This window comes from Variovorax sp. R-27, from assembly GCF_049913215.1.
Classification (GTDB): domain Bacteria; phylum Pseudomonadota; class Gammaproteobacteria; order Burkholderiales; family Burkholderiaceae_C; genus Variovorax.
Genome location: NZ_CP183984.1, coordinates 3,121,742 through 3,146,241, shown reverse-complemented (window position 1 = coordinate 3,146,241; position 24,500 = coordinate 3,121,742). Strand labels below are relative to the sequence as shown.

Annotated in this window: 22 protein-coding genes; 5 read left to right on the top strand and 17 right to left on the bottom strand. The window is 65.7% G+C overall.

The features are described 5' to 3' along the window. Positions 1 to 1,866, top strand: coding sequence for a sensor histidine kinase (locus ACN9MV_RS14605; RefSeq protein ID WP_426392857.1), 1,866 nt, complete (start codon positions 1 to 3; stop codon positions 1,864 to 1,866). Positions 1,867 to 1,876: 10 nt separating this feature from the next. Here ACN9MV_RS14605 and ACN9MV_RS14600 read toward each other — a convergent pair whose 3' ends face one another. From ACN9MV_RS14600 to ACN9MV_RS14580, 5 genes are all read right to left on the bottom strand, one after another. Further along, positions 1,877 to 2,218: a hypothetical protein gene (locus ACN9MV_RS14600; RefSeq protein WP_093054465.1), complete on the bottom strand. Its 342-nt coding sequence runs from the start codon at positions 2,216 to 2,218 to the stop codon at positions 1,877 to 1,879. 19 nt (positions 2,219 to 2,237) lie between these two features. Continuing rightward, positions 2,238 to 3,725: a DegQ family serine endoprotease gene (locus ACN9MV_RS14595; protein ID WP_093074861.1), complete on the bottom strand. Its 1,488-nt coding sequence runs from the start codon at positions 3,723 to 3,725 to the stop codon at positions 2,238 to 2,240. 73 nt (positions 3,726 to 3,798) lie between these two features. Beyond that, the gene (locus ACN9MV_RS14590; protein ID WP_426392855.1) at positions 3,799 to 5,133 is read right to left on the bottom strand and encodes an ATP-binding protein; all 1,335 of its coding nucleotides are present in this window, start codon (positions 5,131 to 5,133) and stop codon (positions 3,799 to 3,801) included. Beyond that, complete coding sequence (locus ACN9MV_RS14585) at positions 5,130 to 5,789, bottom strand: response regulator (RefSeq protein ID WP_093054459.1); 660 nt, start codon at positions 5,787 to 5,789, stop codon at positions 5,130 to 5,132. The genes ACN9MV_RS14590 and ACN9MV_RS14585 overlap by 4 nt, the downstream gene beginning before the upstream one ends. A 51-nt stretch (positions 5,790 to 5,840) precedes the next feature. Further along, a complete protein-coding gene (locus ACN9MV_RS14580; protein ID WP_426392852.1) occupies positions 5,841 to 6,611 on the bottom strand; it encodes an IclR family transcriptional regulator domain-containing protein in 771 nt (256 codons plus the stop codon). Positions 6,612 to 6,752: 141 nt separating this feature from the next. On the opposite strand from ACN9MV_RS14580, the gene pobA reads away from it, so the two are divergent. Continuing rightward, complete coding sequence (gene pobA, locus ACN9MV_RS14575; protein WP_093174049.1) at positions 6,753 to 7,934, top strand: 4-hydroxybenzoate 3-monooxygenase; 1,182 nt, start codon at positions 6,753 to 6,755, stop codon at positions 7,932 to 7,934. Here pobA and ACN9MV_RS14570 read toward each other — a convergent pair. From ACN9MV_RS14570 to ACN9MV_RS14555, 4 genes are read right to left on the bottom strand one after another with little or no spacing between them, the layout of a single operon-like run. Next, the gene (locus ACN9MV_RS14570; protein ID WP_426392850.1) at positions 7,931 to 8,347 is read right to left on the bottom strand and encodes an SRPBCC family protein; all 417 of its coding nucleotides are present in this window, start codon (positions 8,345 to 8,347) and stop codon (positions 7,931 to 7,933) included. The genes pobA and ACN9MV_RS14570 overlap by 4 nt on opposite strands. 13 nt (positions 8,348 to 8,360) lie before the next feature. Continuing rightward, complete coding sequence (locus tag ACN9MV_RS14565; RefSeq protein WP_426392849.1) at positions 8,361 to 8,720, bottom strand: VOC family protein; 360 nt, start codon at positions 8,718 to 8,720, stop codon at positions 8,361 to 8,363. Continuing rightward, on the bottom strand, positions 8,699 to 9,613 hold the full coding sequence (locus tag ACN9MV_RS14560; protein WP_426392847.1) for a helix-turn-helix domain-containing protein: 915 nt from the start codon (positions 9,611 to 9,613) through the stop codon (positions 8,699 to 8,701). Before ACN9MV_RS14560 ends, ACN9MV_RS14565 begins: the two co-directional genes overlap by 22 nt. A gap of 34 nt (positions 9,614 to 9,647) precedes the next feature. Continuing rightward, entirely contained in the window at positions 9,648 to 11,978 is a 2,331-nt protein-coding gene (locus ACN9MV_RS14555; protein WP_093054442.1) for a xanthine dehydrogenase family protein molybdopterin-binding subunit, read from the bottom strand. A 207-nt stretch (positions 11,979 to 12,185) separates the two neighbouring features. On the opposite strand from ACN9MV_RS14555, the gene aat reads away from it, so the two are divergent. The 3 genes from aat to ACN9MV_RS14540 are packed head-to-tail and all read left to right on the top strand — an operon-like array spanning position 12,186 to position 14,545. Beyond that, positions 12,186 to 12,941 carry a leucyl/phenylalanyl-tRNA--protein transferase gene (gene aat, locus ACN9MV_RS14550; protein ID WP_093074876.1) on the top strand — a complete coding sequence of 252 codons (756 nt, stop codon included), beginning with the start codon at positions 12,186 to 12,188 and terminating at the stop codon, positions 12,939 to 12,941. Next, positions 12,938 to 13,687: an arginyltransferase gene (locus tag ACN9MV_RS14545; RefSeq protein ID WP_093074879.1), complete on the top strand. Its 750-nt coding sequence runs from the start codon at positions 12,938 to 12,940 to the stop codon at positions 13,685 to 13,687. Before aat ends, ACN9MV_RS14545 begins: the two co-directional genes overlap by 4 nt. Positions 13,688 to 13,717: 30 nt before the next feature. Beyond that, positions 13,718 to 14,545 (top strand): IclR family transcriptional regulator, encoded by an 828-nt coding sequence (locus tag ACN9MV_RS14540; protein ID WP_426392844.1) that lies wholly within the window; start codon positions 13,718 to 13,720, stop codon positions 14,543 to 14,545. A 71-nt stretch (positions 14,546 to 14,616) separates the two neighbouring features. Here the strand turns inward: ACN9MV_RS14540 and ACN9MV_RS14535 are convergent, their stop codons facing one another. The 8 genes from ACN9MV_RS14535 to ACN9MV_RS14500 form a co-directional block, all read right to left on the bottom strand. Next, positions 14,617 to 15,846, bottom strand: coding sequence for a serine hydrolase (locus tag ACN9MV_RS14535; RefSeq protein ID WP_093054434.1), 1,230 nt, complete (start codon positions 15,844 to 15,846; stop codon positions 14,617 to 14,619). A gap of 117 nt (positions 15,847 to 15,963) precedes the next feature. Next, positions 15,964 to 17,502, bottom strand: a complete 1,539-nt coding sequence (locus ACN9MV_RS14530; protein ID WP_093054432.1) for a 2-isopropylmalate synthase — start codon at positions 17,500 to 17,502, stop codon at positions 15,964 to 15,966. Positions 17,503 to 17,559: 57 nt separating this feature from the next. Then, the gene (gene leuA / locus ACN9MV_RS14525) at positions 17,560 to 19,263 is read right to left on the bottom strand and encodes a 2-isopropylmalate synthase (protein WP_093054924.1); all 1,704 of its coding nucleotides are present in this window, start codon (positions 19,261 to 19,263) and stop codon (positions 17,560 to 17,562) included. 187 nt (positions 19,264 to 19,450) lie between these two features. After that, a complete protein-coding gene (gene pssA, locus ACN9MV_RS14520; RefSeq protein ID WP_093054430.1) occupies positions 19,451 to 20,275 on the bottom strand; it encodes a CDP-diacylglycerol--serine O-phosphatidyltransferase in 825 nt (274 codons plus the stop codon). Between the two features lie 183 nt (positions 20,276 to 20,458). Continuing rightward, positions 20,459 to 21,475, bottom strand: a complete 1,017-nt coding sequence (gene ilvC, locus ACN9MV_RS14515) for a ketol-acid reductoisomerase (RefSeq protein WP_093054428.1) — start codon at positions 21,473 to 21,475, stop codon at positions 20,459 to 20,461. Positions 21,476 to 21,525: 50 nt separating this feature from the next. After that, on the bottom strand, positions 21,526 to 21,786 hold the full coding sequence (locus tag ACN9MV_RS14510) for a DUF4282 domain-containing protein (RefSeq protein ID WP_093054426.1): 261 nt from the start codon (positions 21,784 to 21,786) through the stop codon (positions 21,526 to 21,528). 53 nt (positions 21,787 to 21,839) lie between these two features. Next, a complete protein-coding gene (gene ilvN / locus ACN9MV_RS14505; RefSeq protein ID WP_007834236.1) occupies positions 21,840 to 22,331 on the bottom strand; it encodes an acetolactate synthase small subunit in 492 nt (163 codons plus the stop codon). Between the two features lie 104 nt (positions 22,332 to 22,435). Beyond that, the gene (locus ACN9MV_RS14500; RefSeq protein ID WP_093054423.1) at positions 22,436 to 24,220 is read right to left on the bottom strand and encodes an acetolactate synthase 3 catalytic subunit; all 1,785 of its coding nucleotides are present in this window, start codon (positions 24,218 to 24,220) and stop codon (positions 22,436 to 22,438) included. Between the last annotated feature and the right edge of the window lie 280 nt (positions 24,221 to 24,500).

Here is a 24,500-nt window from a genome sequence, read left to right as displayed (position 1 = left end):
GTGGCCGGCGGCATTCATCGCCAGCTCTTTGCGGCGCTGCTGTGCCTGTGGCTTGCGCTGGCAGGCGTCCACGCCCATGCCGCCGGGACGCCCGGCTCCATCGACATAAGCTCGGCCGAGGCCACGCTCGAACCCGATGGCCTGCCGGCGCAGAAGCGCCGGGTGCAGCTGCCCTTTCGCTGGGACCACGAGTTTCCCGGCCTCGGGGGCAAGGCGACCTACCGCATCGACCTGCCTGCCGCCGCAGTGCCGGGCGATGAACCCTCGGCCCTGCTGATGTCGGGCGCGGGCAACCAGGTGGCGATCTCGTTCAACGACGCGCTGGTGGCCAGCTTCGGCACGCTGGGCGTGCCGAAGCACGACGCGACCAAGAGCAACCTGCTGGTTCCGGTTCCGGCCGTGTTGCACCGTACGGGCCAGCCGCAGTCGCTGGTCGTGCGCACGACCATCCAGCGCCAGCGTGGCGCGGGGCTGGCCAGCGTCCAGTACGGCACCGAGGCCTCGCTCGCGGCGCTCTATCGCGACCGGCAAAGCTGGCGCAACACCTCGGCCATCGTGTATGCCGTCAGCCTGCTGCTGATGGGCGGCATTGCCGGCGGCCTGTGGCTGCGCCAGCGCGATGCGCTCTACGGCTGCTTCGCGCTGGCCGCGCTCTCGGGCGTGGCGCGCAACCTCGACCGCGTGTGGCCCGACGTGCCGATTCCCTGGCCGCTGTGGGGCGCAGTGGTGGCGGTCTGCTATGCCTGCCACATCGGGCTGATCGCGCGCTTCGTGCTGCTGGTGCTCGAGCGCAATCCGCCGTGGCTGGTGCGCTCGATCCACGCCGCGCTCGCGCTGTCGGTCACGCTGGCCTGCGCCTCTTTCGCCTTTGCGCGGCCTTCGCTGTGGACCGCCGGCCTGGTCGTCCTGCAGCTGACCAGCATCGTCTGCCTGCCCTACGTGGTGTACGGCGCGCTGGTGGATCGGCGGCGCATCGCGGGCGTGCTGATGGCGGCGGGCACGCTGGCCATCCTGGCCGGCGCGCACGATCTGCTGCTGGTGCGCATGGGTCTCTTCGGCGGCGCCTACTTCACGCTGACGGCGCACGCGATGTTCTTCTTCGTGATGATCCTGGCCGGCCTCGTGGTCGAGCGCTACAGCCGCACCGTGGCCGACTACCGCGCGCTCAACACCAACCTCGCGGCCCGCGTGGCGGAGCGCGAAGATCAGTTGCGCAGCGCCTTCGAAACCGTGCGCCAGCAGAATCAGGAGCAGGCCGTGCTGCTGGAGCGCCAGCGCATCATGCGGGAGATCCACGACGGCGTGGGCTCGCAGCTGGTGGGCCTGCTCAACGTGGTGACGCAGGCCAAGCCGGACCGCGCCGTGATCGAGGAGCACGTGAAGCTCGCGCTCGACGAAATGCGCATGGCCGTCGATTCGCTGCAGCCCACGCACGACGACCTGCCGACCGTGCTGGCCACCCTGCGCTACCGCCTGCAGCCGCGGCTCGACGCAGCCGGCATCGAACTGGTGTGGGACGTGGAAGTCATTCCGCCGCTGGAGCCCTTCGCCGCGCGGGCGGCCCTGCAGCTGCAGCGCATCCTGCTCGAAGCCTTCACCAACGTGCTGAAGCACGCGGCGGCCACGCGCATCGTGATGCATGCGAGCTGGCATGGCGACGAGACTCCGTCGCTGGTGCGCATCGTGCTCACGGACAACGGACGCGGCCTGCCGACGGCGCCCCCCGGTGGTGGGCACAGGGGACACGGCATCGCGAACATGCATGCGCGAGCCCAGTCCATCGGCGCGCGGCTGCAGATCGAAACGGTGGATCCCGCAACCGGGGGAGCGCGCATGCAGCTCGACTGGCCCTGCGCACGGGCCTGAGGAGCTTCTTTCAGCGCAGCGCGAACGCCAGCGTCACCGCCCCCAGCGCCAGCAGGCCGAGGCCGGCGATGAAGACCATCTCGCCCCAGGCTTCGAGCCGCGCACCCGATCTGCGGGCGCGCATCGAGATGAAAGACAGCAACGCGCTGGCCAGGAAGACCAGCGCGTCGACGGCCAGCAGGCGATCGATCAGCAGCCGCATGTCGTCCCGCGGCCCGAGGTGCCCGATCGACATCACGGTCATGCACACGCCGATCATGGTGGCCGACGTGGGCAGGATGTGCGCCGAGAGGCCGCCGGCCGGCGAGCGTTCGTGGATCACTTCCAGCTGCAGCTTGCCTGGCGGCTTCATCGGGCCGTCGTCCCTTCGATCAGCCGATGCGAACCGGCACGAAGATCTTGTCTTCGCCGCGCTGGATCAAGAGCGCCACCGACTTGTTGCTGGCCTTGGCCACCACTTCGCGCACCTGCTCCACGCTCTGCGCCGGCGTGCCGTTGATGGCCAGCAGCACGTCGCCCGCCTGCACCCCGGCCTGCGCCGAGGGACCGGCCGCGTCTTCGATCAGCAGCCCGTTCTCGACAGCGGCCTCGCGCTTTTCCTGCGGCTGCAGCGGACGCAGCGCCAGGCCCAGCTTGCCCTGCCCCACGTCGGCATCGGCCTTCGCGACCTTGGCGGGCTTCTCGCTCGCATCGCCGAGCTTGGCCTGCAATTCCTGGCGTTCGCCCTGGCGCCACACTTCGAGCGTGACCTTCTTGCCCGGCGCCTGCTGGCCGATCACCGCGGGCAGGTCGCCCGAGGACACGATGGCCTGGCCGTCGACCTTGCGGATCACGTCGCCCGCCTTCAGGCCCGCCTTGTCGCCGGGGCCGCCCTTCTCGATGTTCGAGACCAGCGCGCCTTCGGGCTTGTCGAGCTTGAACGAGTCGGCAAAGGCCTGGTTCACTTCCTGCACTGCCACGCCGAGCCGGCCGTGCGTGGCCTTGCCGGTCGCGACGATCTGGTCTTTCACCTGGATCGCCACGTCGATCGGAATGGCGAACGACACGCCCTGGTACCCGCCGCTGCGGCTGTAGATCTGCGAGTTGATGCCGACCACTTCGCCACGCGTGTTGAGCAGCGGCCCACCGGAGTTGCCGGGGTTCACGGCCACGTCGGTCTGGATGAAGGGCACGTAACTGTCGTCGGGCAGCGAGCGGCCCTTGGCGCTCACCACGCCGGCCGTCACGGTGTTCTCGAAGCCGAAGGGCGAGCCGATGGCCAGCACCCATTCGCCGACCTTCAGGTCCTTGGTGTTGCCGAGGGCGAGCACGGGCAGGTTCTTGGCGTCGATCTTGAGCACCGCAATGTCGGTCTTGGCGTCGGCGCCGAGCACCTTCGCTCGGAATTCGCGGCGGTCGGTCAGCTTGACGGTGACTTCCTTCGCGTCCTTCACGACGTGGGCATTGGTGATGATGATGCCGCTGGGGTCGACGATGAAGCCCGAGCCCTGCGCACGCACCGGCACTTCGCGCTGCTGCTGTTGCTGGCCGCGCGGGTTGATCTGGCCCTGGAAGCGGCGGAAGAACTGGAACATCGGGTCATCGGGGTCGATGCCCTGGATCTCGGCGGCTGCCTCGTCGTCGGAGGCCTTCATGGTGCCGGTCACGCTGATGTTGACCACGGCCGGGCCGTCGCGCGAGGTGATGGTCGAGAAGTCGGGCAGCGTGACCATGGCCGCGGGCGCCACGGCGGTGGCATTGGTGGTCGGCGTGCCCACGGCACGGGCGCTGGTGTAGGCACCGGCACCAACGGCACCGATCACGCCCGCGCTCGCCAGGGCAATCACCAGGGCGCGGGGCGAAGTCAGACGGGAGTTCATTTGTCGGTTCCTTTCAGGGCGCTTGGGCGCCAAAACGATGAAAGGAATGTCGTCGGTCTGACTTAAGCGCCGCTTAAACGCCCCGGCCCGCGGGAAAGCGCACCAGCACGCGCAGGCCGCCGAGGCTGGGCGACTGGTCGAGCGCCACCGTCGCCCCGTGCAGGTCGGCAATCGACTTGACGATGGCCAAGCCCAGGCCGCTGCCGGGCGCCTGCGTTTCGCCCGAGCGATAGAAACGGTCGAGCACGCGCTCGCGTTCGTCGGGCGGCAGGCCCGGCCCGCTGTCGTCCACGGTGAGCTCGGCCGCGTCGCCCTGGCGGGTGATGCCGATGTCGACGCGGCCCTCGATGGGCGTGTACTTGATCGCGTTCTCGAGCAGGTTGCGCAGCAGCATGCGCAAGGCCTCTGACTGGCCGTTGACCACGGCCGCATCGGCATGGGCGATGCCGATGTCGATGCCACGCGCCTGCGCTGCCGCCACGGCATCGGACACCGCGAGCCGCGCAACCTCGGACAGATCGACCGGCTCGGGCTTCGCACCGGCCGCCATGCTGGCCTCGTGCCGGGCCAGCGCGAGCATCTGCTCGACGAGCCGCGTGGCACGGTCGATTCCCGCCACCAGACGGCTCACGGCGAGGTCTCGCGACGCATCGTCGGGCGCGCGCTGCAGGCCTTGCACCTGCAGTTTCAGCGCAGCCAGCGGTGAGCGCAGTTCGTGCGCGGCATCGGCGACGAAGTGCTTCTGCGCATCGAAGGCATGGCGCACGCGGTCGAACAGCAGGTTCAGCTCCTGCACCAGCGGGCGCACCTCCTCGGGCAGGTTCTCTTCGCTCACCGGCGACAGGTCGTCGGCCTGGCGCGACGCCACCTGCTTGCGCACGCGCGCCACGGGGGCGAGAGACCGGCTCACGACCCACCACACGACCAGCATCAGCAGCGGCGCCATCAGCGCCACCGGCGCGATGGTGCGCAAGGCCAGCGTGCCGGCCATGTGGCGCCGCGCCGCCATGTCCTGCGCCACCTGGATCACCAGCCCGTGCGTCTGCATCGAGAACACGCGGTAGGTGGTGCCGCGCGCGTGCACGTCGGCAAAGCCCAGCACCGCTAGCTGCGGCAGCGCGGCCTCTTCGGCGGATTCGAAGATACGCACGCCTTCGGCGGTCCACACCTGCACGACGAAATCGAAATTCTGTTCGCCGGTGCCGATGCCGCCTACCGCCGCACTCGGCGGCAGGCCTGCGCGCAACGAAAGCGCCATCTGCTGCATGTGGTAGTCGAAGATGTCGTCGGCCTCGGCGAGCACCGTGCGGTAGGCCACCAGCGCCTGCGCCCCCGCGGCGAGCACGATGGCCGCCAGCAGGAACCAAAGCAGCCGTGCGCGCAGCGATCCGGTCAGCGCCCTCCTCATACCTTCGGCACCATGTAGCCGACGCCTCGCACGTTGCGGATCAATTCGGCGCCGAGCTTCTTGCGCAGGCCGTGCACATAGACCTCGACCGCGTTGCTGCTGATCTCGTCCTTCCAGCTGTAGAGCTTTTCCTCGAGCTGGGCACGCGACAGCACCATGCCGGGCCGCGCGAGCAGGGGCTCCAGCACGGCCCATTCGCGGGCCGACAGCACCACCGGCTGGCCGGCCACGGTGACCTCGCGCGTGGCCGGATTGATGCTCACGCCCATGTGCTCGTACACCGGCTCGGCGCGCCCGGCCGCGCGGCGCAACAGGGCGCGGATGCGGGCCAGCAGTTCGTCGAGGTCGTAGGGCTTGAGCACGTAGTCGTCGGCGCCTGCATCGAGGCCTTCGATGCGCTGCTGCACCGAGTCGCGCGCGGTGGCGATCAGCACCGGCATCCGCTGCTTGCGTGCGCGCAGGTTGCGCAGCACCTCGAGGCCGTCGCGCCGCGGCACGCCGAGGTCGAGCATCACGAGGTCGTATTGCTGGGTGCGCAGGGCGGATTCGGCGGCTTCGCCGTCTTTTACCCAGTCCACCGCGTACTGTTCGGCGCGCAGCAGGTCGAGTACAGCCTCGCCGATCATCACGTCGTCTTCTAGAAGGAGGAGTCGCATGGTTGTGTCCGTTTCGGGGGTTCGAGGCGCGGGCCACGGCCAAAGTTCAGATCAGAGCAACGAGCGGACTTCGCGTGCGGCCTCGAAGAGCAGCGGCAGCATGTCCCGCTGCAGGGTCTCTTCCTGATAGCGCGTGCCCGACAGCACCACATTGAGCCCGGCCACCGTGTGGCCCTGCATGTCGCGCAGCGGCACCGCCAGCGCCTGCACGCCGAGCTCGTGCTCCTCGCTGGCAAAACAATAGTCGTCCTTGCGCGCGCGGGCAATCAGCTGCCGCAGGCCGCGCGCCTGCGTCACCGTGTTAGGCGTGAGCCGCGCGAGATGACGGCCCTTGAGCCATTGCGTGAACTGGGTCGGCGCCAGCGCCGCCAGCAGGACACGGCCGGTGGAGGTGGCATGCGCAGGCAGCCGTGCACCGAGGTGCAGGCCATAGGCCAGCACGCGCGTTGGCGTGCCGTAGCTGCCGCTGCGCGCGACGATGACCACCTCTTCCCCGTCGAGCACCACCGCCGAGAACGACTCGCCGGTCTGCGCCGCGAGCCGGTTCAGCGTAGGCTGCAGCGCGCGCGGCAGGCGCGACGATGCGAGATAGCTGCCCGAGAAGCGCAGCACCTTCGGCGCCATCCAGAAATAGCTGCCGTCGGTTTCCAGATAGCCCAGGTGAGCCAGCGTCAGCAGATGCCGGCGGGCCGCTGCGCGCGTGAGGCCCGCACGCTCGGCGGCCAGCGTGGCGTTGAGGCGCTGGCGCTCGGTATCGAAGCTTTCGAGCACCGCCATCCCCTTGGCGATGCCCTCGATGAAGTCGGCTTTGGCGATGGTCATGCGTCGGTGGTTCGTCATCCGGTCGAAGTGTTGCGCGATCATCGCGCACGCGTTCGCATGATCGCACAGAGCCTCGCGAGCCACCGCCACAGACGCCCGCATGCGGCCTACGCTCCACGAAACCCTCTCGGAGACACGAACATGCGCACCCAGGTCGCGATCATCGGCGCCGGCCCCGCCGGCCTACTGCTCGGGCAGCTTCTGCACAAGGCTGGCATCGACAACGTCATCGTCGAACGCCAGAGCGGCGACTATGTGCTGGGCCGCATCCGCGCCGGCGTGCTGGAACAGGTCACGATGGACCTGCTGGCGCGTGCCGGCGTCGACGCCCGTGCCAAGGCCGAAGGGCTGCCGCACGAGGGCATCGAGCTGCTGTTCAAGGGGGCACGCCACCGCATCGACATGCACGGCCTCACGGGCGGCAAGCAGGTCACGGTGTACGGCCAGACCGAGGTGACGCGCGACCTGATGGAAGCGCGCACGGCCGAGGGGCTCACCACCATCTACAGCGCGGCGAATGTCAGCCTGCATGACTTCGATTCGGGCAAGCCGCGCGTGCGCTACGAGAAAGACGGCCAGACGCACGAGATCGAATGCGACTTCATCGCCGGCTGCGACGGCTACCACGGCGTGAGCCGCGCGAGCGTGCCGGCCGATGCAATCCACACCTACGAGAAGGTCTACCCCTTCGGCTGGCTCGGCGTGCTGGCCGACGTGCCGCCGGTGTCGCACGAGCTGATCTACGCCAACACCGAACGCGGCTTCGCGCTGTGCAGCATGCGCAGCGCCACGCGCAGCCGCTACTACGTGCAGGTGCCCACCGAAGAGCGCGTGGAGAACTGGAGCGACGAGGCCTTCTGGAACGAACTGCGCGCGCGCCTCGACCCCGAAGCGCGCGAACGGCTGGTGACGGGACCTTCACTCGAGAAAAGCATTGCACCGCTGCGCAGCTTCGTCGCCGAGCCGATGCGCTTCGGTTCGCTGTTCCTGGCGGGTGACGCAGCGCACATCGTGCCGCCGACGGGCGCCAAGGGGCTGAACCTGGCAACTGCCGACGTGGGCTATCTCTCACGCGCTTTCGAGATCTTCTACAGCGAGAAATCAGCCTCGGCGCTGGACCGCTACTCCGACCTCTGCCTGCGCCGCGTCTGGAAGGCCGAGCGCTTCTCGTGGTGGTTCACCTCTCTGATGCACCAATTTCCGGAAACGGGCGCCTTCGGCCAGAAGATCCAGGAGGCCGAGCTCGACTACCTGGTGCATTCGACCGCTGCCTCCACCGCGCTGGCGGAGAACTACGTCGGCCTGCCGCTGGAAGATTTCTAGGCCGCCGCCGAAACGGTGCGCCCTTCGAGCGTGGCCTTCATGGCCGCACCGCCCTGCTCCATCATCGGCCCGATGTAGGCCGCCATGGCGTCGGGCAGCACGTCGGTGATCCAGACGAAGCGTGAACGGCCCGCACCTTCCTCGAACACCTGCGCCGTTGCGTGGTGATGCGCGGCCTGTCCACCGGTGACGGTGTAGGCCAACCGGCGATGAGCGTCGTCGATGCCTACCAGCACCTCGCGCGCGACAAGGCCGTTGGCGAAGGTGAGGATGCGGGCACCCTCGGCGTCGATCGTGCAGCCGGCGAGAAAGCCCGGCGCGAGCCGCGTATGCACCGCGCTGAAGTCGCGCAACGCATCCCACACATGGGCTGCATCAGCTTCGACGATGAATTCCTTGTAGACCGTGGCCATGGCAAACCTCGCTTCAGGGGCAGACAGCTTCGACGTTGTTGCCGTCGGGATCGATAAGAAAGGCCGCGTAGTAGGTCGGGCTGTAGTCCGGCCGCGGGCCCGCGCCGCCGTTGTCGGTGCCGCCTGCTTTCAGGCCGGCCTTGTGGAAAGCCGCCACGGCCTCGTGGTTCGGCGCGCGGAAGGCGATGTGGGTGCCGGGTCCTTTCGCGCCCTTTGCCGCGTAGAGCCACAGCGCAGGCTCGTCAGCCGGGCCGATGCCCGCATAGCTGTCGTCATGCGGGCCCGGCACATGGCCGAGCGGCGCGAGCACGGCTTCGTAGAAGCGGCGGCTCGCGGCGAGGTCTTTGACTTTCAGTCCGATGTGGTCGTACATGATGGCTTCCTGCTCGATGGATGGATCAGGCGGTCATCATGGAAGAGCGCGGCAATGCGGTCTTGGAAAATCTTGCGGTCGCCCTGTGCCGCCTTGCGGAAGCTGCCCGGCGATACACCAGCGGCGCGGTGAAAGGTGCGCACGAAATTGCTGAGGTCGGCAAAGCCCACGTCGAGCGCGACCTCGGTCACGGGCCGGCTGTCGTCGTCGGCCAGCAGGCGCGCGGCATGCCGGAGGCGCGAGCGCACGAGGTACTGATGCGGCGTGACGCCCAGCACCTGCGAGAACAGCCGCAGGAAATGGAAGGAGCTCAGGCCGGCCTCGGCGGCCGCGCCGTCGAGGCCTATGTCGTGCTGCGAGTGGGCGTCGATCCACATCGCGGCATCGACCGCGCGGCGGCGGTCGCGTGCCACAGCGACGGGCGCGGTCTTGGGCTTGGTCTGATCGGACACGACTTCGACGAAACGGCTCGCGAACCACATGCCCAGTTCATCCAGGCCCACGTCGCTCTGCCCATCGGCCGCAGCCTGCGCGAGCTCGCCGATGACCACGAGCTCGGCCAGGGGCGGCAGGCCGCCGATGCGCCAGGTTTTCTGGTCGCCGCCGATCAGGTCGACGAAACCCGGCGACAGGTGAAAGGCCAGGCACTCGTCGCCGCAGACGTGGTGATCGTGCGTGCAGACATATTCGTCGCCCGGGCAGCCGACCAGCACGGAGCCGGCGACCAGCTCGTAGGCATGGCCGCGCGTGCGGTAGCCGAAGCTGCCCTTGCGTACATACGAGACCGAATAGCCCTCGTGCAGCTCGGTGAAGGGCTGCGCGTCGGGGCCCGCGTCGCAGCGGTAGCTGGAGACGCGGATCGGGTCGGTCTGCAGTTCGGTGGTGACGAGCATGGCCGGCGCCTTTCTGTCCCACGGAAACGATTGCTCAATCGACCGTTTGCATGGCCTGCCACACGCGTGCAGGGCTCAGCGGCATGTGCAGGCGCGGTGCGCGCGTGGCCAGGCCGTTGCGCGCGAAGGCGTCGGCCACCGCATTCACGATGGCCGGCGTGGCGCCGATGGTGCCGAGCTCGCCCACGCCCTTCACGCCCAGCGGGTTGTTCTTGCACGGCGTCGATTCGTCCATCTCCATGTTGAACATGGTGTCGACGATGTCGGCGCGCGGGGCCGCGTAGTCCATCAGGCTGCCGGTGACGGGCTGGCCGGTTTCGTGGTCGTACACCACCTGCTCGTACAGCGCCTGCCCGATGCCCTGTACCGCACCGCCTTCGAGCTGGCCGCGCACGATCATCGGGTTGATGACGCGGCCCACGTCGTTGACCGAGCTGTAGGCCACCACGCTGATTTCGCCGGTGGGCGGATCGATCTCGATCTCGCAGATGTGGCAGCCATTGGGCCAGGTCGGGCCGGCCACGGTGCTGGTGGAGTCGACGAAGATTTCGCGCTCGGGCTGCTTGGCGGCGAGCGCGAAGAGGTCGAGCTCGAGGTCAGTGCCGGCCACGTTGAAGACGCCACGGCTGTAGACGATGTCGTCGATGGAAGCCTCGAACTCCTGCGCGGCCAGTTCGCGCGCCTTGTCGATGGTGCGCTCGGCGCCGATGCGCACGGCCGAGCCGCCGGTGAACAGCGAGCGCGAGCCGGCGCTACCGAAGCCGTCGCCTCGATCGGTGTCGCCAAGCACCACGCGCACCTTCTCGATGGGCACGCCGAAGGCATCGACCGCCAACTGAGCCAGCGAGGTCGCAATGCCCTGCCCCATGGCATTGACGGCGGAGAACACCTCGATCACGCCATCTGCCTGCACCGAGACCGTGACGCGCTCTTCGAACACGTTGCCGCCGGTCCATTCGAGAAACGTGGCGATGCCCAGGCCGCGGTGCTTGCCCTTGCTGGCCGACTCGGCCGCGCGGGTCTCGAAGCCCTGCCAGTCGGCGAGCGTCAGCGCCTGGTCCATCACCGACTCGAAGTTGCCGGTGTCGTAGGTCTGCGCCATCGGGTTCTTGTACGGCATCTGCTCGGGGCGGATGAAGTTGCGGCGGCGCAGCACGATGCGGTCGATGCCGGTCTGGCGCGCGGCCTCGTCCATCAGCCGCTCGATGGTGAAGATGGCCTCAGGGCGGCCAGCGCCGCGGTAGGCGCCGGTGGGCGCGGTGTTGGTGAGCACCGCCTTGAAATGGAAGTCGATAGTCTGGATGTCGTAGACGCTGGTCTGCACCCAGGGGCCGATCAGCAGCTGGATCGCGACGCCGGTGCCGGTGGCGTACGCGCCCACGTTGGCAAGGGTCTTGATGCGCAGGGCCAGGATCTTGCCGCTGGCGTCGAGTGCCATTTCGGCACGCGCCTCGATGTCGCGGCCGTGTGCGCTCGAGAGAAATTCCTCGCTGCGGTCGGCCACCCACTTCACCGGCCGGCTGACTTGCAGCGCGGCGAAGGCGACGGCGATGTCTTCGGGATAAGCGCCGGTCTTCATGCCGAAGCCTCCGCCGACGTCGCCCACCACCACGCGCACCTTTTCCTTGGCAAGGCCGATGGCGGCGCAGACGGAATCGCGAACGCCGGAGGGCATCTGCGTGCTCATGCGGATCATGAGGCGGCCGGTTTCGCCGTCGCGCACCGCGAGCACGGAGCGCGGCTCGATCGTGAGGGCGACCACGCGCTGGTTGTTCACGTCGAGCGCAACCACATGACTGGCCTTGGCGAAGGCGGCGATCGCGGCCTCGCTGCTGCCGTGGCGCATTTCGGCGGCTACGTTGCCGGAGGCTTCTTCACACAACTGCGGGGCACCGTCGGCGGTGGCGCTTGCGAGATCGACCACCATGGGCAGGTCTTCGTAGTCGACCACGATGGCTTCGGCCGCATCGCGGGCCTGCTGCACCGTGTCGGCCACCACGGCGGCCACTGCCTCGCCGACGAAGCGCGTGCGCTCATGCGCGATGGCGTAGCGCGGCGGGCTGGCGCTGTCGCTGCCGTCTGCGCGCTTGAAGCCCGCGGCGCCCGGCATGGGCTTGACGCCGGCCTGGGCCATTTCCGCGCCCGTGATCACGCGCAGCACGCCGGGCATGGCAGCGGCGGCACTGGTGTCGATCGAGACAATGCGTGCGTGCGGGTAGGAGGATCGGAGGAAAACGAGATGCGCCTGATCGGGGAGCGTGACGTCGTCGGTGTAGCGGCCGGCGCCTGAAAGCAGGCTTTCGTCTTCGAGGCGGCGCACCGCCTGGCCGCTGCCGAAGCGCGTGGGATTGGGTTCAGTGGTCAACGTACGTGGTCCTCTTGTGCTCATCCCCGGCGTATGTGCGGGCCTGCCTGATTTGCGTGGGTCTGCGAATGCAAGCTGCGCACTATAGGGTTTCCGGCGGGTTTTGTGGTGCCGTGGCGTGTGAGCCGAACCCTTGTGGCGGTGTCGGCTGTGTGCGATTTTCGCCCAACTGGAGTGGAATTTGCGAAGCCGTGTATACCTACGCCCATGCGACAACTGCCCTGGCTCGAACCCGGAGATGCCCTGCCCGATCCTGCATCGGCCTGGGGTATGGCCGACCCCGTACCCGGCCTGCTGGCGGCCGGTGGCGCACTCGATGTCGATACTTTGATGCAGGCTTATGGCAACTGCGTCTTTCCGTGGTTCAGCGAGGACCAGCCGATCCTCTGGTGGAGCCCGGACCCTCGCATGGTGCTGCAGGTGGCGCAGTTCAAGCTGCACCGCTCGCTTCGCAAGACCCTGACGCGCTTTGCGCAGACGCCGGGTTGCGAGGTGCGCATCGACCACGATTTCGCGGCCGTCATCAAGGCCTGTTCGGGCTCTCCGCGCGTGGGCCAGTCAGGCACGTGGATCGTGCCGGACATGGTGCAGGCCTATACGAATTTGCACCGCGCCGGCCACGCCCACAGTGTCGAAACCTGGATCGACGGCGAACTCGCGGGCGGGCTTTACTGCGTTTCGCTGGGCCGCGCGGTGTTCGGCGAGTCGATGTTCACCCGCCGGCCGGACGCTTCGAAGATCGCGCTGGCCGCGCTGGTGTCGCTGTGCCGGCATTCCGGCGTGCAGATGATCGACTGCCAGCAGAACACCGCCCACCTCGCAAGCCTCGGCGCCCACGAGATGGCGCGCAAACGCTTCGTCGCGCACGTGGCCAGGGCGCGACAACAAGAGGGCCCACGGTGGCGATTCGACCCCGTATACTGGTCCGAACTCCTTTCCGCGCGACCTCTTTCCCCGACGTGACGCACCTCAAGGACCTCCCGCTTCACACGCTGCAGTTCTACGCGACGGCGCCCTACCCCTGCAGCTATCTGCCGGACCGGCAGGCCCGCTCGCAAGTGGCCACGCCCAGCCACCTGATCCACAACGACGCTTATTCCGACCTGGTGCTCAGTGGGTTCCGGCGCAGCGGCATGTTCACCTACCGGCCCTATTGCGACGGCTGCCGCGCGTGCATCCCGCTGCGCGTGCTGGCCAACGACTTCCGTCCCACGCGAAGCCAGCGGCGTGCGGTGAAGCAGCATGCCGACCTGCAGGCGCGCGTGCTCAAGCTGTGCTTCATGCCCGAGCACTACCAGCTCTACCTGCGCTACCAGAACGGCCGCCATGCAGGCGGTGGCATGGACCACGACAGCATCGACCAGTACACGCAGTTCCTGCTGCAGAGCCGGGTCAACTCGCGGCTGGTGGAGTTCCGCGAAACGCTGCCCGACGGCAGCGCAGGCGCGCTCAAGATGGTGTCGATCCTCGACGTGCTGAACGATGGCATTTCGGCCGTCTACACCTTCTACGAACCCGAAACCAGCGCGGGCTACGGCACCTACAGCGTGCTGTGGCAGATCGAACAGGCCCGCAAGCTGGGCCTGCCGCACGTCTACCTCGGGTACTGGATCGAGCACAGCCCGAAGATGAACTACAAGGCGCGCTTCTCCCCGCACGAAGTGTTGGTAGACGGACATTGGCAGGCGCCGGGTAATTTCACAAGGTAAAATGGCGCCCGGTCATCACCGCAAAGCGCCATGAGAAAAAACCAATCCGACATTCCCGCCGTCCCCGTGATCCAGGTGATCGAGCGCATGTTCGCGCTGATCGATGTCCTGGCATCCCGCGAGGAGGCCATTTCGCTGAAGGAGATCAGCGAAAAAACCGGGCTCCACCCGTCGACCACGCACCGCATCCTGAACGACCTGGCGGTTGGTCGTTTTGTCGATCGGCCCGAAGCCGGCAGCTACCGGCTGGGCATGCGCCTGCTGGAACTGGGCAACCTGGTCAAGGGCCGACTCAACGTGCGCGACGCCGCCCTGGGCCCGATGCGCGAGCTGCACAAGCTGACGCAGCAGCCCGTCAACCTGAGCATGCGCCAGGGCGACGAGATCGTGTACATCGAGCGCTCCTACAGCGAGCGCTCGGGCATGCAGGTGGTGCGCGCCATCGGCGGCCGCGCTGCCCTGCACCTCACCTCTACAGGCAAGCTCTTCCTGGCTGCGGACGATCCGCAGCGCGTGCGCAGCTACGCCACGCGCACAGGTCTGGCCGGCCATACGCGCAACAGCATCACCCAGTTGCCGGCACTGGAGCGCGAACTGTCGAAGGCGCGCCAGTACGGCATTGCCCGCGATAACGAGGAGCTGGAGCTGGGCGTGCGCTGCATGGCCGCCGGCATCTACGACGATCAAGGCAAGCTGGTGGCGGGCCTGTCGATCTCCGCACCGGCCGACCGGCTGGACGAAGGCTGGCTACCCAAGCTGCAGGCCACGGCCAATGAAATCTCGGGCGCGCTGGGATTCAAGGACGGCACGGCTGTGACGCCGTCGCCTTCGGGCAGCACGCCGCCAGCAGGCGCCTGACCCGGGCCTGTCCCCAAAAGCAAACAGGCCCTGTGAAGGGCCTGTTTTCGTTACAGCCTGCGGTTACCCGATCAGCCCGCGACCTGATACGCAGCATTGCGCGACGAAGCCGCCGGCGAACCGACGGAATGCGTAGCCTCAACCCAGCGGCGAACCCGCTCGGCATCTGCAATGCGGCTGAACTTGCCGGCCGAATCCAGGAACACCATGATCAGCTTGCGCCCGGCGACCTTCGCCTGCATCACAAGGCATTGGCCGGCCTCAGAGATGTAGCCCGTCTTCTGCACGCCGATTTCCCAATCGGGGCTCTTCACGAGGCGATTGGTGGTGTTGAACTGCAGCACGCGGTTGCCGACTTCGACCTGGTATTCCGGCGAGGTGGACAGCGAACGTACCGTGGCATCGGAATAGGCGGCATTGACCAGCAGCGCCAGGTCTTGCGCGCTCGACTGGTTGCTGCTCGACAGGCCGGTGGGCTCGACGTAGCGCGTGTCCTTCATGCCGAGCATCTTGGCCTTGGCGTTCATGATGCTCACGAAGGTCGTCAGGCCACCCGGGTAGGTGCGGCCCAGCGCATGCGCGGCGCGGTTTTCGCTCGACATCAGCGCCAGGTGCAGCAGTTCGCCGCGCGACAGCGTAGTGCCGACCGTCAGGCGCGAGCTGCTGCGCTTTTCGGTGTCGACGTCGTCCTGCGTGATGGTGATGAGTTCGTCGTTCGGAAGATGGGCTTCGCTGATGAGCAGGCCGGTCATGAGCTTGGTGAGCGACGCGATCGGCAGCACGGCGTGGTCGTTCTTGCTGAACAGCACTTCGTGCGTGTCCTGGTCGATGACCAGCGCGACGCTCGACTTCAGGTCGAGTACGTCTTCGGTGCCATGCAGGCCGGCCATCTGGCCGAAGGATTGGCGCGGGGGCGCCTCGACGACGCGAACCACCGAGCGGCGCTGCACGGCCACCACGGTCTTGCCATTTCTCTTGTGGATGGTGGCTACGACATTGCGGCCACCGCGAACGACCTTCTCGGCGCGCTCACTCTTCTCGGCACGGCCGCCGCGCTTGGCGACGACAACGGGCACAGGACCGCGCGCGGTTTTGGACGAAGCGGCGTTGCGCTTTACCTCGACCGGCACCGGACCCTTCGCCTTCTTGGCGACTGTGGTCTTGGCGGCAGCGGGCTTTTCTTTCTTGGCTGCCTGGGCGCCAGGCAGCAAAAACGCCGTGGCGCACAGCGCGACGGCGATGAATTTGAACGCGGGTAGAAACCGCTGGCTGGAAACTCGGCGTAGACGGGCTTCGGGCATTAATAAATCTCCAGCGGCGACAAACGAGGACCGCAGTGTATCCAAATCAAAAAAAGCACGCAATATCAGTTACTTGCATCCTCTTCTTCAATCGAATACCAAGGATCGCCTGAAAACCTAACCTTGTGCCGCAACTCTCTCAGCTTGGCTCTGTAACTTATTGAGCGCACTCAAATAAGCCTTTGCCGAAGCAACCACGATGTCCGGGTCTGCACCCACACCGTTGACCACCCGCCCTGCGTTTTGTAACCGGACTGTAACTTCTCCTTGGCTTTCCGTCGAGCCGCTGATGGCATTTACAGAGTAAAGAACCATCTCGGCGCCGCTCTTGACATGCGACTCGATGGCCTTCAGGGAAGCATCAACCGGGCCATTCCCGTCGGATTCGCCGGTGACTTCCTTGCCCTGGACGGTGAACACGACCTTCGCCTGGGGGCGCTCGCCGGTTTCGCTGTGCTGGGAGAGAGAGACGAAAGCAAACTGCTCACCAACGTTCGACACCTCTTCCGCGCTGACGAGCGCGAGGATGTCCTCGTCGAAAATTTCGGACTTGCGGTCGGCCAACTCCTTGAAGCGCAGGAACGCGGCGTTGATGTCGCCTTCGCTGGCCATGGTCACGCCCAACTCCTGCAGGCGCTGCTTGAAGGCATTGCGGCCGCTGAGCTTGCCCAGCACGATCTTGTTGGCCGTCCAGCCCACATCCTCGGCACGCATGATCTCGTAGGTGTCGCGCGCCTTGAGCACGCCATCCTGGTGAATGCCCGAGGCGTGCGCGAAGGCATTGGCGCCCACCACCGCCTTGTTGGGCTGCACCACAAAGCCAGTGGTCTGGCTGACCATTCGGCTCGCGGCCACGATGTGCTGCGTGTCGATCCTGAGGTCGAGCCCGAAGTAGTCCTTGCGGGTCTTCACCGCCATGACGACTTCTTCGAGAGAGCAGTTGCCCGCGCGCTCGCCCAGGCCGTTGATGGTGCATTCAACCTGGCGCGCGCCGCCGATCTTCACGCCGGCCAGCGAGTTGGCCACGGCCATGCCGAGGTCGTTGTGGCAATGCACCGACCAGATCGCCTTGTCGCTGTTGGGAATGCGCTCGCGCAGCATCTTGATGAAGTTGCCGTAGAGCTCGGGAATGGCGTAGCCGACGGTGTCGGGCACGTTGATGGTGGTGGCACCCTCGTTGATCACTGTTTCGAGCACGCGGCACAGGAAGTCCGGGTCGCTGCGATAGCCGTCTTCGGGGCTGAACTCCACGTCGGCCATCTGGTTGCGCGCGAAGCGCACGGCCAGCTTGGCCTGTTCATGCACCTCGTCGGGCGACATGCGCAGCTTCTTTTCCATGTGAAGCGGCGACGTTGCGATGAAGGTGTGGATGCGCCCGCGGGCCGCGCCCTTCAGGGCTTCGGCCGCGCGCGCGATGTCGCGGTCGTTGGCACGCGAGAGGCCGCACACCGTCGAGTCCTTGATGGCGTTGGCAATCGCCTTCACGGCCTCGAAGTCGCCGTTCGAGCTGGCGGGAAAGCCAGCCTCGATGACGTCGACCTTCAGCCGCTCCAGCAGCTTGGCAATGCGCAGTTTCTCGTCGCGCGTCATCGAGGCGCCGGGCGATTGCTCGCCGTCGCGCAGGGTGGTGTCGAAAATAATAAGTTGGTCGGTCATCGTGGGTCTCCGTTGTTCATCCCCCACGCGCACCCGACCAAGGTCGGCGCGGCAGCGTCAGGCGACTTCAACCGCTGATTGTGCTCCGTGCGCGCCCCGGGTCCGTGCACGCTGCACGCCCGAAACAATCGCTTTCAGCGACGCCGTGATCACGTTTGCGTCGATGCCCACGCCGAACAGCGTCTGGCTTTCGTCGACGCGCAGTTCCAGATATGCCACCGCCTTGGCATCGGCACCTGCGCCGATGGCGTGCTGGTGGTAGTCCATCACGCGCACCGTGTGGCCGGTGGCCTTGCTCAGTGCCTGCGTGAAGGCATCGATGGGGCCATTGCCGCGGCCTTCGATGGCGTGGACTTCAGCATCCCACGGCAGATCACCGCGCAGCACCACGGAGGCGTTGGCGCCCTCGCCCTCTTCCTCGATCACGCGATTCTGCAAAGACTGCGCGGTTTCGATGCCGTATTCACGCACGAACAGCTGCCAGAGGTCAGCAGCCGTGAGTTCCTTGCCGGCGACGTCCATCACGCGTTGCACGGTCTGCATGAACTCCATCTGCAGGCGGCGCGGCATCTCGATGCCGTATTCGCTCTCGAGCAGGTAAGCCATGCCGCCCTTGCCGGACTGACTGTTAACGCGGATCACGGCTTCATAGCTGCGGCCTACGTCCTTTGGGTCGATGGGGAGGTAGGGCATGTCCCAGATGTCGCCTTCCTTGCGCGCGGCGAAGGCCTTCTTGATCGCATCCTGGTGCGAGCCCGAGAACGAGGTGTAGACGAGGTCACCTACATACGGATGGCGCGGATGTACCGGAATCTGGTTGCAATGCTCGACCGTGGCGCGGATCTCGTCGATGTTCGAAAAATCGAGCTCGGGCGAAACGCCCTGCGTGTAGAGGTTGAGCGCAACGTTCACAAGGTCGAGGTTGCCGGTGCGCTCGCCATTGCCGAACAGGCAGCCTTCGATGCGCTCGGCGCCGGCCATCAAGGCCAGTTCACCGGCGGCGGTGCCGGTGCCGCGGTCGTTGTGCGGATGCACGCAAAGCACGATGGAGTCGCGGCGCGCGAGGTTGCGATGCATCCACTCGATCATGTCCGCGAAGATGTTCGGCGTGGAATGCTCGACCGTGGTCGGCAAGTTGACGATGCACTTGCGCTGCGGTGTCGGCGCCCAGACCTCGGTCACCGCATCGACCACGCGCTTCGAGAACACGACGTCGGTGCCCGAGAACATTTCAGGCGAGTACTGGAAGGTCCACTGCGTGTTCGGCTGCTTGGCGGCGAACTCGTTGAACATGCGCGCATGGCTGCTCGCGAGTTCGACGATCTGGTCTTCGTCCATGTTGAGCACCACGCGGCGCATCACGGGCGCGACGGCGTTGTAGAGGTGCACGATGGCGCGCGGAGCACCCTGCAGCGATTCAAAAGTGCGGGCGATGAGGTGGTCGCGCGCCTGCGTCAGCACCTGGATCGTCACGTCGTCGGGGATGCGGTCTTCCTCGATGAGCTTGCGCACGAAGTCGAATTCGACCTGCGAAGCCGAGGGAAAGCCGACTTCGATTTCCTTGAAGCCGATGGCCACGAGGGTCTCGAACATGCGCATCTTGCGAGCGATGTCCATGGGCTCGACCAACGCCTGGTTGCCATCGCGCAGGTCGGTCGACAGCCAGATCGGCGCCTTGGTCAGCACGGCATCGGGCCAGGTGCGGTCCTTGAGGCCGATCGGGGCGAATGCGCGGTATTTGCTTTGAGGTTGCTTGAGCATGTCGATTTCTCTGAGATGGTTGGTGATCAACCAGCAACCCCAAAAACAAACGGCCCGTTGCTGGTGCGAACGGGCCGTGATGAGGGATTTGCGCGTGCGCTACCGTCTCCGCCCGTGAGGGAGGGCTAGTAGAGCCAGCAGCGAAATCTTGGTCATGAGGGTTGCGAATGTAGCACAAGCCACCGGGTCAGTTGTGCAGACCCCGTTCGTCGGGTTCTTCCGTCGAGGTGCTGATCACACTGACCGGCTGACCCTTGGCCTTGCGCCACGCATAGACCACGTAGCCGCTCAGGCCGTAGATGACGAACAGGCTGAACAGCACAGTCGGCGGATGGATGTTGATGACGGCAATGCCCAGCGCGATCAGCACGATCACCGCGAAAGGCACGCTCTTCTTCATCTGGATGTCCTTGAAGCTGTAGAACGGCGCGTTGGTGACCATCGTGAGACCCGCGTACAGCGTGAACCCGAAAGTCACCCAGGTGATCTGCGTCCACGAGAGATACAGCACCTCGCCGCCGCGCTTGCCCCACTCGTTCACAAGCCAGATGAAGCCCGCCACGAGCGCAGCGGCCGCGGGCGACGGCAGGCCCTGGAACCAGCGCTTGTCGACCACGCCGGTGTTGACGTTGAAGCGCGCGAGCCGCAGCGCCGCGCAGGCGCAGTACACGAAGGCCGCAATCCAGCCCCAACGGCCCAGGCCCTTGAGCGACCATTCGTAGGCGATGAGCGCGGGCGCCGCACCGAACGACACCATGTCGGACAGCGAATCCATCTGCTCGCCGAACGCGCTCTGTGTATTCGTCATGCGGGCCACGCGCCCATCCAGGCTGTCGAGCACCATCGCGGCGAACACACCGAGCGCCGCGAGGTCGAAGCGCGCATTCATGGCCATCACGACAGAATAGAAGCCGCCGAACAACGCCGCCAGCGTGAACAGGTTCGGCAGGATGTAGATGCCTTTGCGGCGTTTGCGCGGCTGCACATCGTCGGGGAGCGTGTCGTCATGCATTGAATTTGCCTCCGTCCCTCATGGGCACTGCGCGAGCAGCTATCCATTCGATAGCATCTTGATCTTTGAATCGCATGGCTCGCAGTGTAGTTCAGGGGCTGCGTCGCCCCCGTCAAACAAAAGGGCCACCGCAACGGGTGGCCCTTGGGAAACGGGTGCCGAAGCACCCTTCTGGCTCGCAGATCAGTTACGGGTCTGGTCGACCAGCTTGTTCTTCTTGATCCAGGGCATCATCGCGCGCAGCTTTTCGCCGACGACTTCGATCTGATGCTCGGAGTTCAGGCGGCGGCGGCTGATCAGCGTCGGAGCGCCGGCAGCGTTTTCCAGCACGAAGCTCTTGGCGTATTCGCCGGTCTGGATGTCCTTCAGCACTTGCTTCATGACCTTCTTGGTCTCTTCGGTCACGACGCGCGGGCCGGTGACGTACTCGCCGTATTCGGCGTTGTTCGAGATCGAGTAGTTCATGTTGGCGATGCCGCCTTCATAGATCAGGTCAACGATCAGCTTCAGTTCGTGCAGGCATTCGAAGTACGCCATTTCGGGCGCGTAGCCGGCTTCCACGAGCGTTTCGAAACCAGCCTTGATCAGCTCGACAGTGCCGCCGCACAGAACCGCTTGTTCGCCGAACAGGTCGGTCTCGGTTTCTTCGCGGAAGTTGGTCTCGATGATGCCGGCCTTGCCGCCGCCGTTGGCGGTGGCATAGCTCAGCGCGAGGTCACGCGCCTTGCCGGTCTTGTCCTGGTGCACGGCCACGAGGTGGGGCACGCCGCCACCTTGGGTGTACGTGCTGCGCACGGTGTGGCCAGGGGCCTTGGGAGCGACCATCCACACGTCGAGGTCGGCGCGGGGCTGGACGAAGCCATAGTGCACGTTGAAGCCGTGTGCGAAGACCAGCGAAGCGCCTTCCTTGATGTTCGGCGCGACGTCGTTCTTGTAGACATTGGCGATCTGCTCGTCGGGCAGCAGGATCATCACGACGTCGGCGGCCTTCACGGCGTCGGCGACTTCAGCGACCTTCAGGCCGGCCTTCTCGACCTTAGGCCACGAAGCACCACCCTTGCGCAGGCCGACCACGACCTTGACGCCGCTGTCGTTCAGGTTCTGCGCGTGCGCATGGCCTTGCGAGCCATAACCGATGATTGCCACCGTCTTGCCCTTGATGAGGCTCAGGTCCGCGTCTTTGTCGTAGTAAACCTTCATGTGTATCTCTCCTAAAAAATCTCGAGCATCCGTAGCGGGATGCATTTCACTCAGAGGCCGGAGGAATTCCGGTCCTTCATTTGCTGGTTGATGGACACGAGGCTGTCGTGGATGCGGAACAGCACGATGAGCAATTCACTGTAGATGCGAACGCCAATGGTGCCGAAGATCAGGACCGTGAAAGCCGGCAGGTACTGGCGCTGGTACAGCGCCGCCACCGCCAGGACGATCACACCCAGCAGGCCGAGAAAGTAGAGCCCCCGGACGATCGCCGGGGTCACCATCTTGTCGAAACCGAGCAGACCTCGCATCACTCTTGCCTCATGTGTGGATGAACGTATGAACTGAGGGCGCTTTCACCCTCCTACACGCGCAGGATGCGCTCGCCGCGCCCGATGCCGCTGGCACCGGTACGGACTGTCTCGAGGATAGCGCTACGTTCGATCGCTTCAAGAAAAGCGTCGTTCTTGCCGTGGTCGCCGGTGAGTTCGATGGTGTAGCTCTTGTCGGTCACGTCGATGATGCGGCCGCGGAAAATTTCTGCCATGCGCATCATTTCCTCGCGCTCCTTGCCGACCGCGCGCACCTTCACCATCATGAGTTCGCGTTCGGTGTAGGCGCCTTCGGTCAGGTCGACGACCTTCACCACTTCGATCAGGCGGTTCAGGTGCTTGGTGATCTGCTCGATCACGTCGTCGGAACCGGTGGTGACGATGGTCATGCGCGAGAGGCTTGCGTCCTCCGTGGGCGCCACCGTGAGCGATTCGATGTTGTAGCCGCGGGCCGAGAAAAGGCCCACCACGCGGGAAAGAGCACCCGGCTCGTTTTCCAGCAGCACTGCAATGATGTGTTTCATGTTTGCGTGACTCCTCTTTTCGCCGCCCTCCCCCGCGCACGGTAATGCGCGGGCTCGGCGAGCAATAGATTCGTCAGTAAAGAGTTGAGCGAATGTTCCGCGGATCAGAGATCTTCGGAACCCAACAGCATTTCGGTGATGCCCATGCCGGCCTTCACCATCGGGAACACGTTTTCGGTGGGGTCGGTGCGGAAGTCCATGAACACCGTGCGGTCCTTGAGCTTGCGTGCTTCGCGCAGCGCAGGCTCCACGTCTTGTGGACGCTCGATCAGCATGCCGACGTGGCCATAGGCCTCGGCGAGCTTCACGAAGTTGGGCAGTGCATCCATGTAGCTGTGGCTGTAGCGGCCGGAGTATTCGATCTCCTGCCACTGGCGCACCATGCCCAGGTAGCGGTTGTTGAGCGAGCAGATCTTGATCGGCGTGTTGTATTGCAGGCAGGTGGAGAGTTCCTGGATGCACATCTGCACCGAGCCTTCGCCGGTGATGGTGAACACTTCCGAATCGGGCTTCGCGAGCTTGATGCCCATGGCGTAGGGAATGCCCACGCCCATGGTGCCCAGGCCGCCCGAATTGATCCAGCGGCGTGGCTCGTCGAAGCGGTAGTACTGGGCAGCCCACATCTGGTGCTGACCCACGTCCGACGTGATATACGCGTCGGCGTCCTTGGTCATGTTCCAGAGGGTCTCGACCACGTACTGCGGCTTGATCACGTCCTTGTTGCCGCGGTCGTACTTCAGGCAGTCGCGCGAGCGCCAGGCCTCGATGGTCTTCCACCAGTCGGACAGAGCGCCGGCATCGGGCTTGGTGGTGCTCTCGCGGATCATCGAGATCAGCTCGGTGAGCACGTCCTTCACGTCGCCGACGATCGGGATGTCGACCTTCACGCGCTTGGAGATGCTCGACGGGTCGATGTCGATGTGGATGATCTTGCGTTCGTTCTGAGCGAAGTGCTTGGGATTGCCGATCACGCGGTCGTCGAAGCGCGCACCCACGGCCAGCAGCACGTCGCAGTTCTGCATCGCGTTGTTGGCTTCGATGGTGCCGTGCATGCCCAGCATGCCCAGGAACTTGCGGTCGCTCGCCGGATAGGCGCCCAGGCCCATCAGCGTGTTGGTGACCGGGTAGCCGAGCATGTCGACCAGCGTGCGCAGTTCGTTGCAGGCGTTGCCCAGCAACACGCCGCCGCCGGTGTAGATGTACGGACGCTTGGCAGCCAGCAGCAGCTGCAGCGCCTTGCGGATCTGGCCGCCGTGGCCCTTGCGCACCGGGTTGTACGAGCGCATCTCGACCTTGTCGGGATAGCCGGTGTACGGGACCTTCTTGAACGAAACGTCCTTGGGCACGTCCACCACCACGGGGCCCGGACGGCCGCTGCGTGCGATGTGGAAGGCCTTCTTCATCGTCATGGCCAGATCCTTCGGATCCTTGACGAGGAAGTTGTGCTTGACGATGGGGCGGGTGATGCCGACCGTGTCGCATTCCTGGAAGGCGTCAAGGCCGATGGCCGCCGTTGGCACCTGGCCCGAGATGATCACCATCGGGATGGAGTCCATGTACGCCGTCGCGATGCCGGTGACCGCATTGGTCAGACCGGGACCGGAAGTGACCAGCGCCACACCGACTTCGCCGGTGGCGCGCGCATAGCCGTCAGCTGCGTGAACGGCGGCCTGCTCGTGGCGCACCAGCACATGCTGGATGGTGTCCTGCTTGTAGAACGCGTCGTAGATGTAGAGAACCGCGCCGCCGGGGTAACCCCAGACGTACTGGACGCCTTCGGCCTGCAGTGCCTTGACCAGCACTTCAGCGCCCATGAGTTCTTGCGTCGGGTTGCCGGCGCCTGAGGACGCGGCTGCTGCGGAAACGATTTCCGCCTTGGAGATTTCCATGATCAACCTTTGTTTATTTCGGGAACGAAATACCTTGGGTGCCCCTTGCCAACCCTTGTGAGGTCGCGCCAGGACTTGAGGCCAAAGCCATGAGCGGACTGATGTTCCGCCGGACCGTGACCCGTTTGCCTTTTGACTTGCAAAGGGGATTATGACATTTCCGGGCGTTCAGATTCGCTTCAGCTGCCTTGTAAAGCTACAAAGGCATAATCCGCGGCGGTAAACATACGCGATCGCTAGACCCTCTTCCCCACGCGGCGCGCCCTGCGCGCCCCCTCTC

Excerpts from the sequence above, each read along its gene's own strand:
- ACN9MV_RS14600 (WP_093054465.1), bottom strand. The coding sequence starts at position 2,218 with ATGAAGCCGCCAGGCAAGCTGCAGCTGGAAGTGATCCACGAACGCTCG.
- ACN9MV_RS14595 (WP_093074861.1), bottom strand. The coding sequence starts at position 3,725 with ATGAACTCCCGTCTGACTTCGCCCCGCGCCCTGGTGATTGCCCTGGCG.
- ACN9MV_RS14590 (WP_426392855.1), bottom strand. The coding sequence starts at position 5,133 with ATGAGGAGGGCGCTGACCGGATCGCTGCGCGCACGGCTGCTTTGGTTC.
- ACN9MV_RS14585 (WP_093054459.1), bottom strand. The coding sequence starts at position 5,789 with ATGCGACTCCTCCTTCTAGAAGACGACGTGATGATCGGCGAGGCTGTA.
- ACN9MV_RS14580 (WP_426392852.1), bottom strand. The coding sequence starts at position 6,611 with ATGACCATCGCCAAAGCCGACTTCATCGAGGGCATCGCCAAGGGGATG.
- pobA (WP_093174049.1), top strand. The coding sequence starts at position 6,753 with ATGCGCACCCAGGTCGCGATCATCGGCGCCGGCCCCGCCGGCCTACTG.
- ACN9MV_RS14570 (WP_426392850.1), bottom strand. The coding sequence starts at position 8,347 with ATGGCCACGGTCTACAAGGAATTCATCGTCGAAGCTGATGCAGCCCAT.
- ACN9MV_RS14565 (WP_426392849.1), bottom strand. The coding sequence starts at position 8,720 with ATGTACGACCACATCGGACTGAAAGTCAAAGACCTCGCCGCGAGCCGC.
- ACN9MV_RS14560 (WP_426392847.1), bottom strand. The coding sequence starts at position 9,613 with ATGCTCGTCACCACCGAACTGCAGACCGACCCGATCCGCGTCTCCAGC.
- aat (WP_093074876.1), top strand. The coding sequence starts at position 12,186 with ATGCGACAACTGCCCTGGCTCGAACCCGGAGATGCCCTGCCCGATCCT.
- ACN9MV_RS14540 (WP_426392844.1), top strand. The coding sequence starts at position 13,718 with ATGAGAAAAAACCAATCCGACATTCCCGCCGTCCCCGTGATCCAGGTG.
- ACN9MV_RS14535 (WP_093054434.1), bottom strand. The coding sequence starts at position 15,846 with ATGCCCGAAGCCCGTCTACGCCGAGTTTCCAGCCAGCGGTTTCTACCC.
- ACN9MV_RS14530 (WP_093054432.1), bottom strand. The coding sequence starts at position 17,502 with ATGACCGACCAACTTATTATTTTCGACACCACCCTGCGCGACGGCGAG.
- leuA (WP_093054924.1), bottom strand. The coding sequence starts at position 19,263 with ATGCTCAAGCAACCTCAAAGCAAATACCGCGCATTCGCCCCGATCGGC.
- pssA (WP_093054430.1), bottom strand. The coding sequence starts at position 20,275 with ATGCATGACGACACGCTCCCCGACGATGTGCAGCCGCGCAAACGCCGC.
- ilvC (WP_093054428.1), bottom strand. The coding sequence starts at position 21,475 with ATGAAGGTTTACTACGACAAAGACGCGGACCTGAGCCTCATCAAGGGC.
- ACN9MV_RS14510 (WP_093054426.1), bottom strand. The coding sequence starts at position 21,786 with ATGCGAGGTCTGCTCGGTTTCGACAAGATGGTGACCCCGGCGATCGTC.
- ilvN (WP_007834236.1), bottom strand. The coding sequence starts at position 22,331 with ATGAAACACATCATTGCAGTGCTGCTGGAAAACGAGCCGGGTGCTCTT.
- ACN9MV_RS14500 (WP_093054423.1), bottom strand. The coding sequence starts at position 24,220 with ATGGAAATCTCCAAGGCGGAAATCGTTTCCGCAGCAGCCGCGTCCTCA.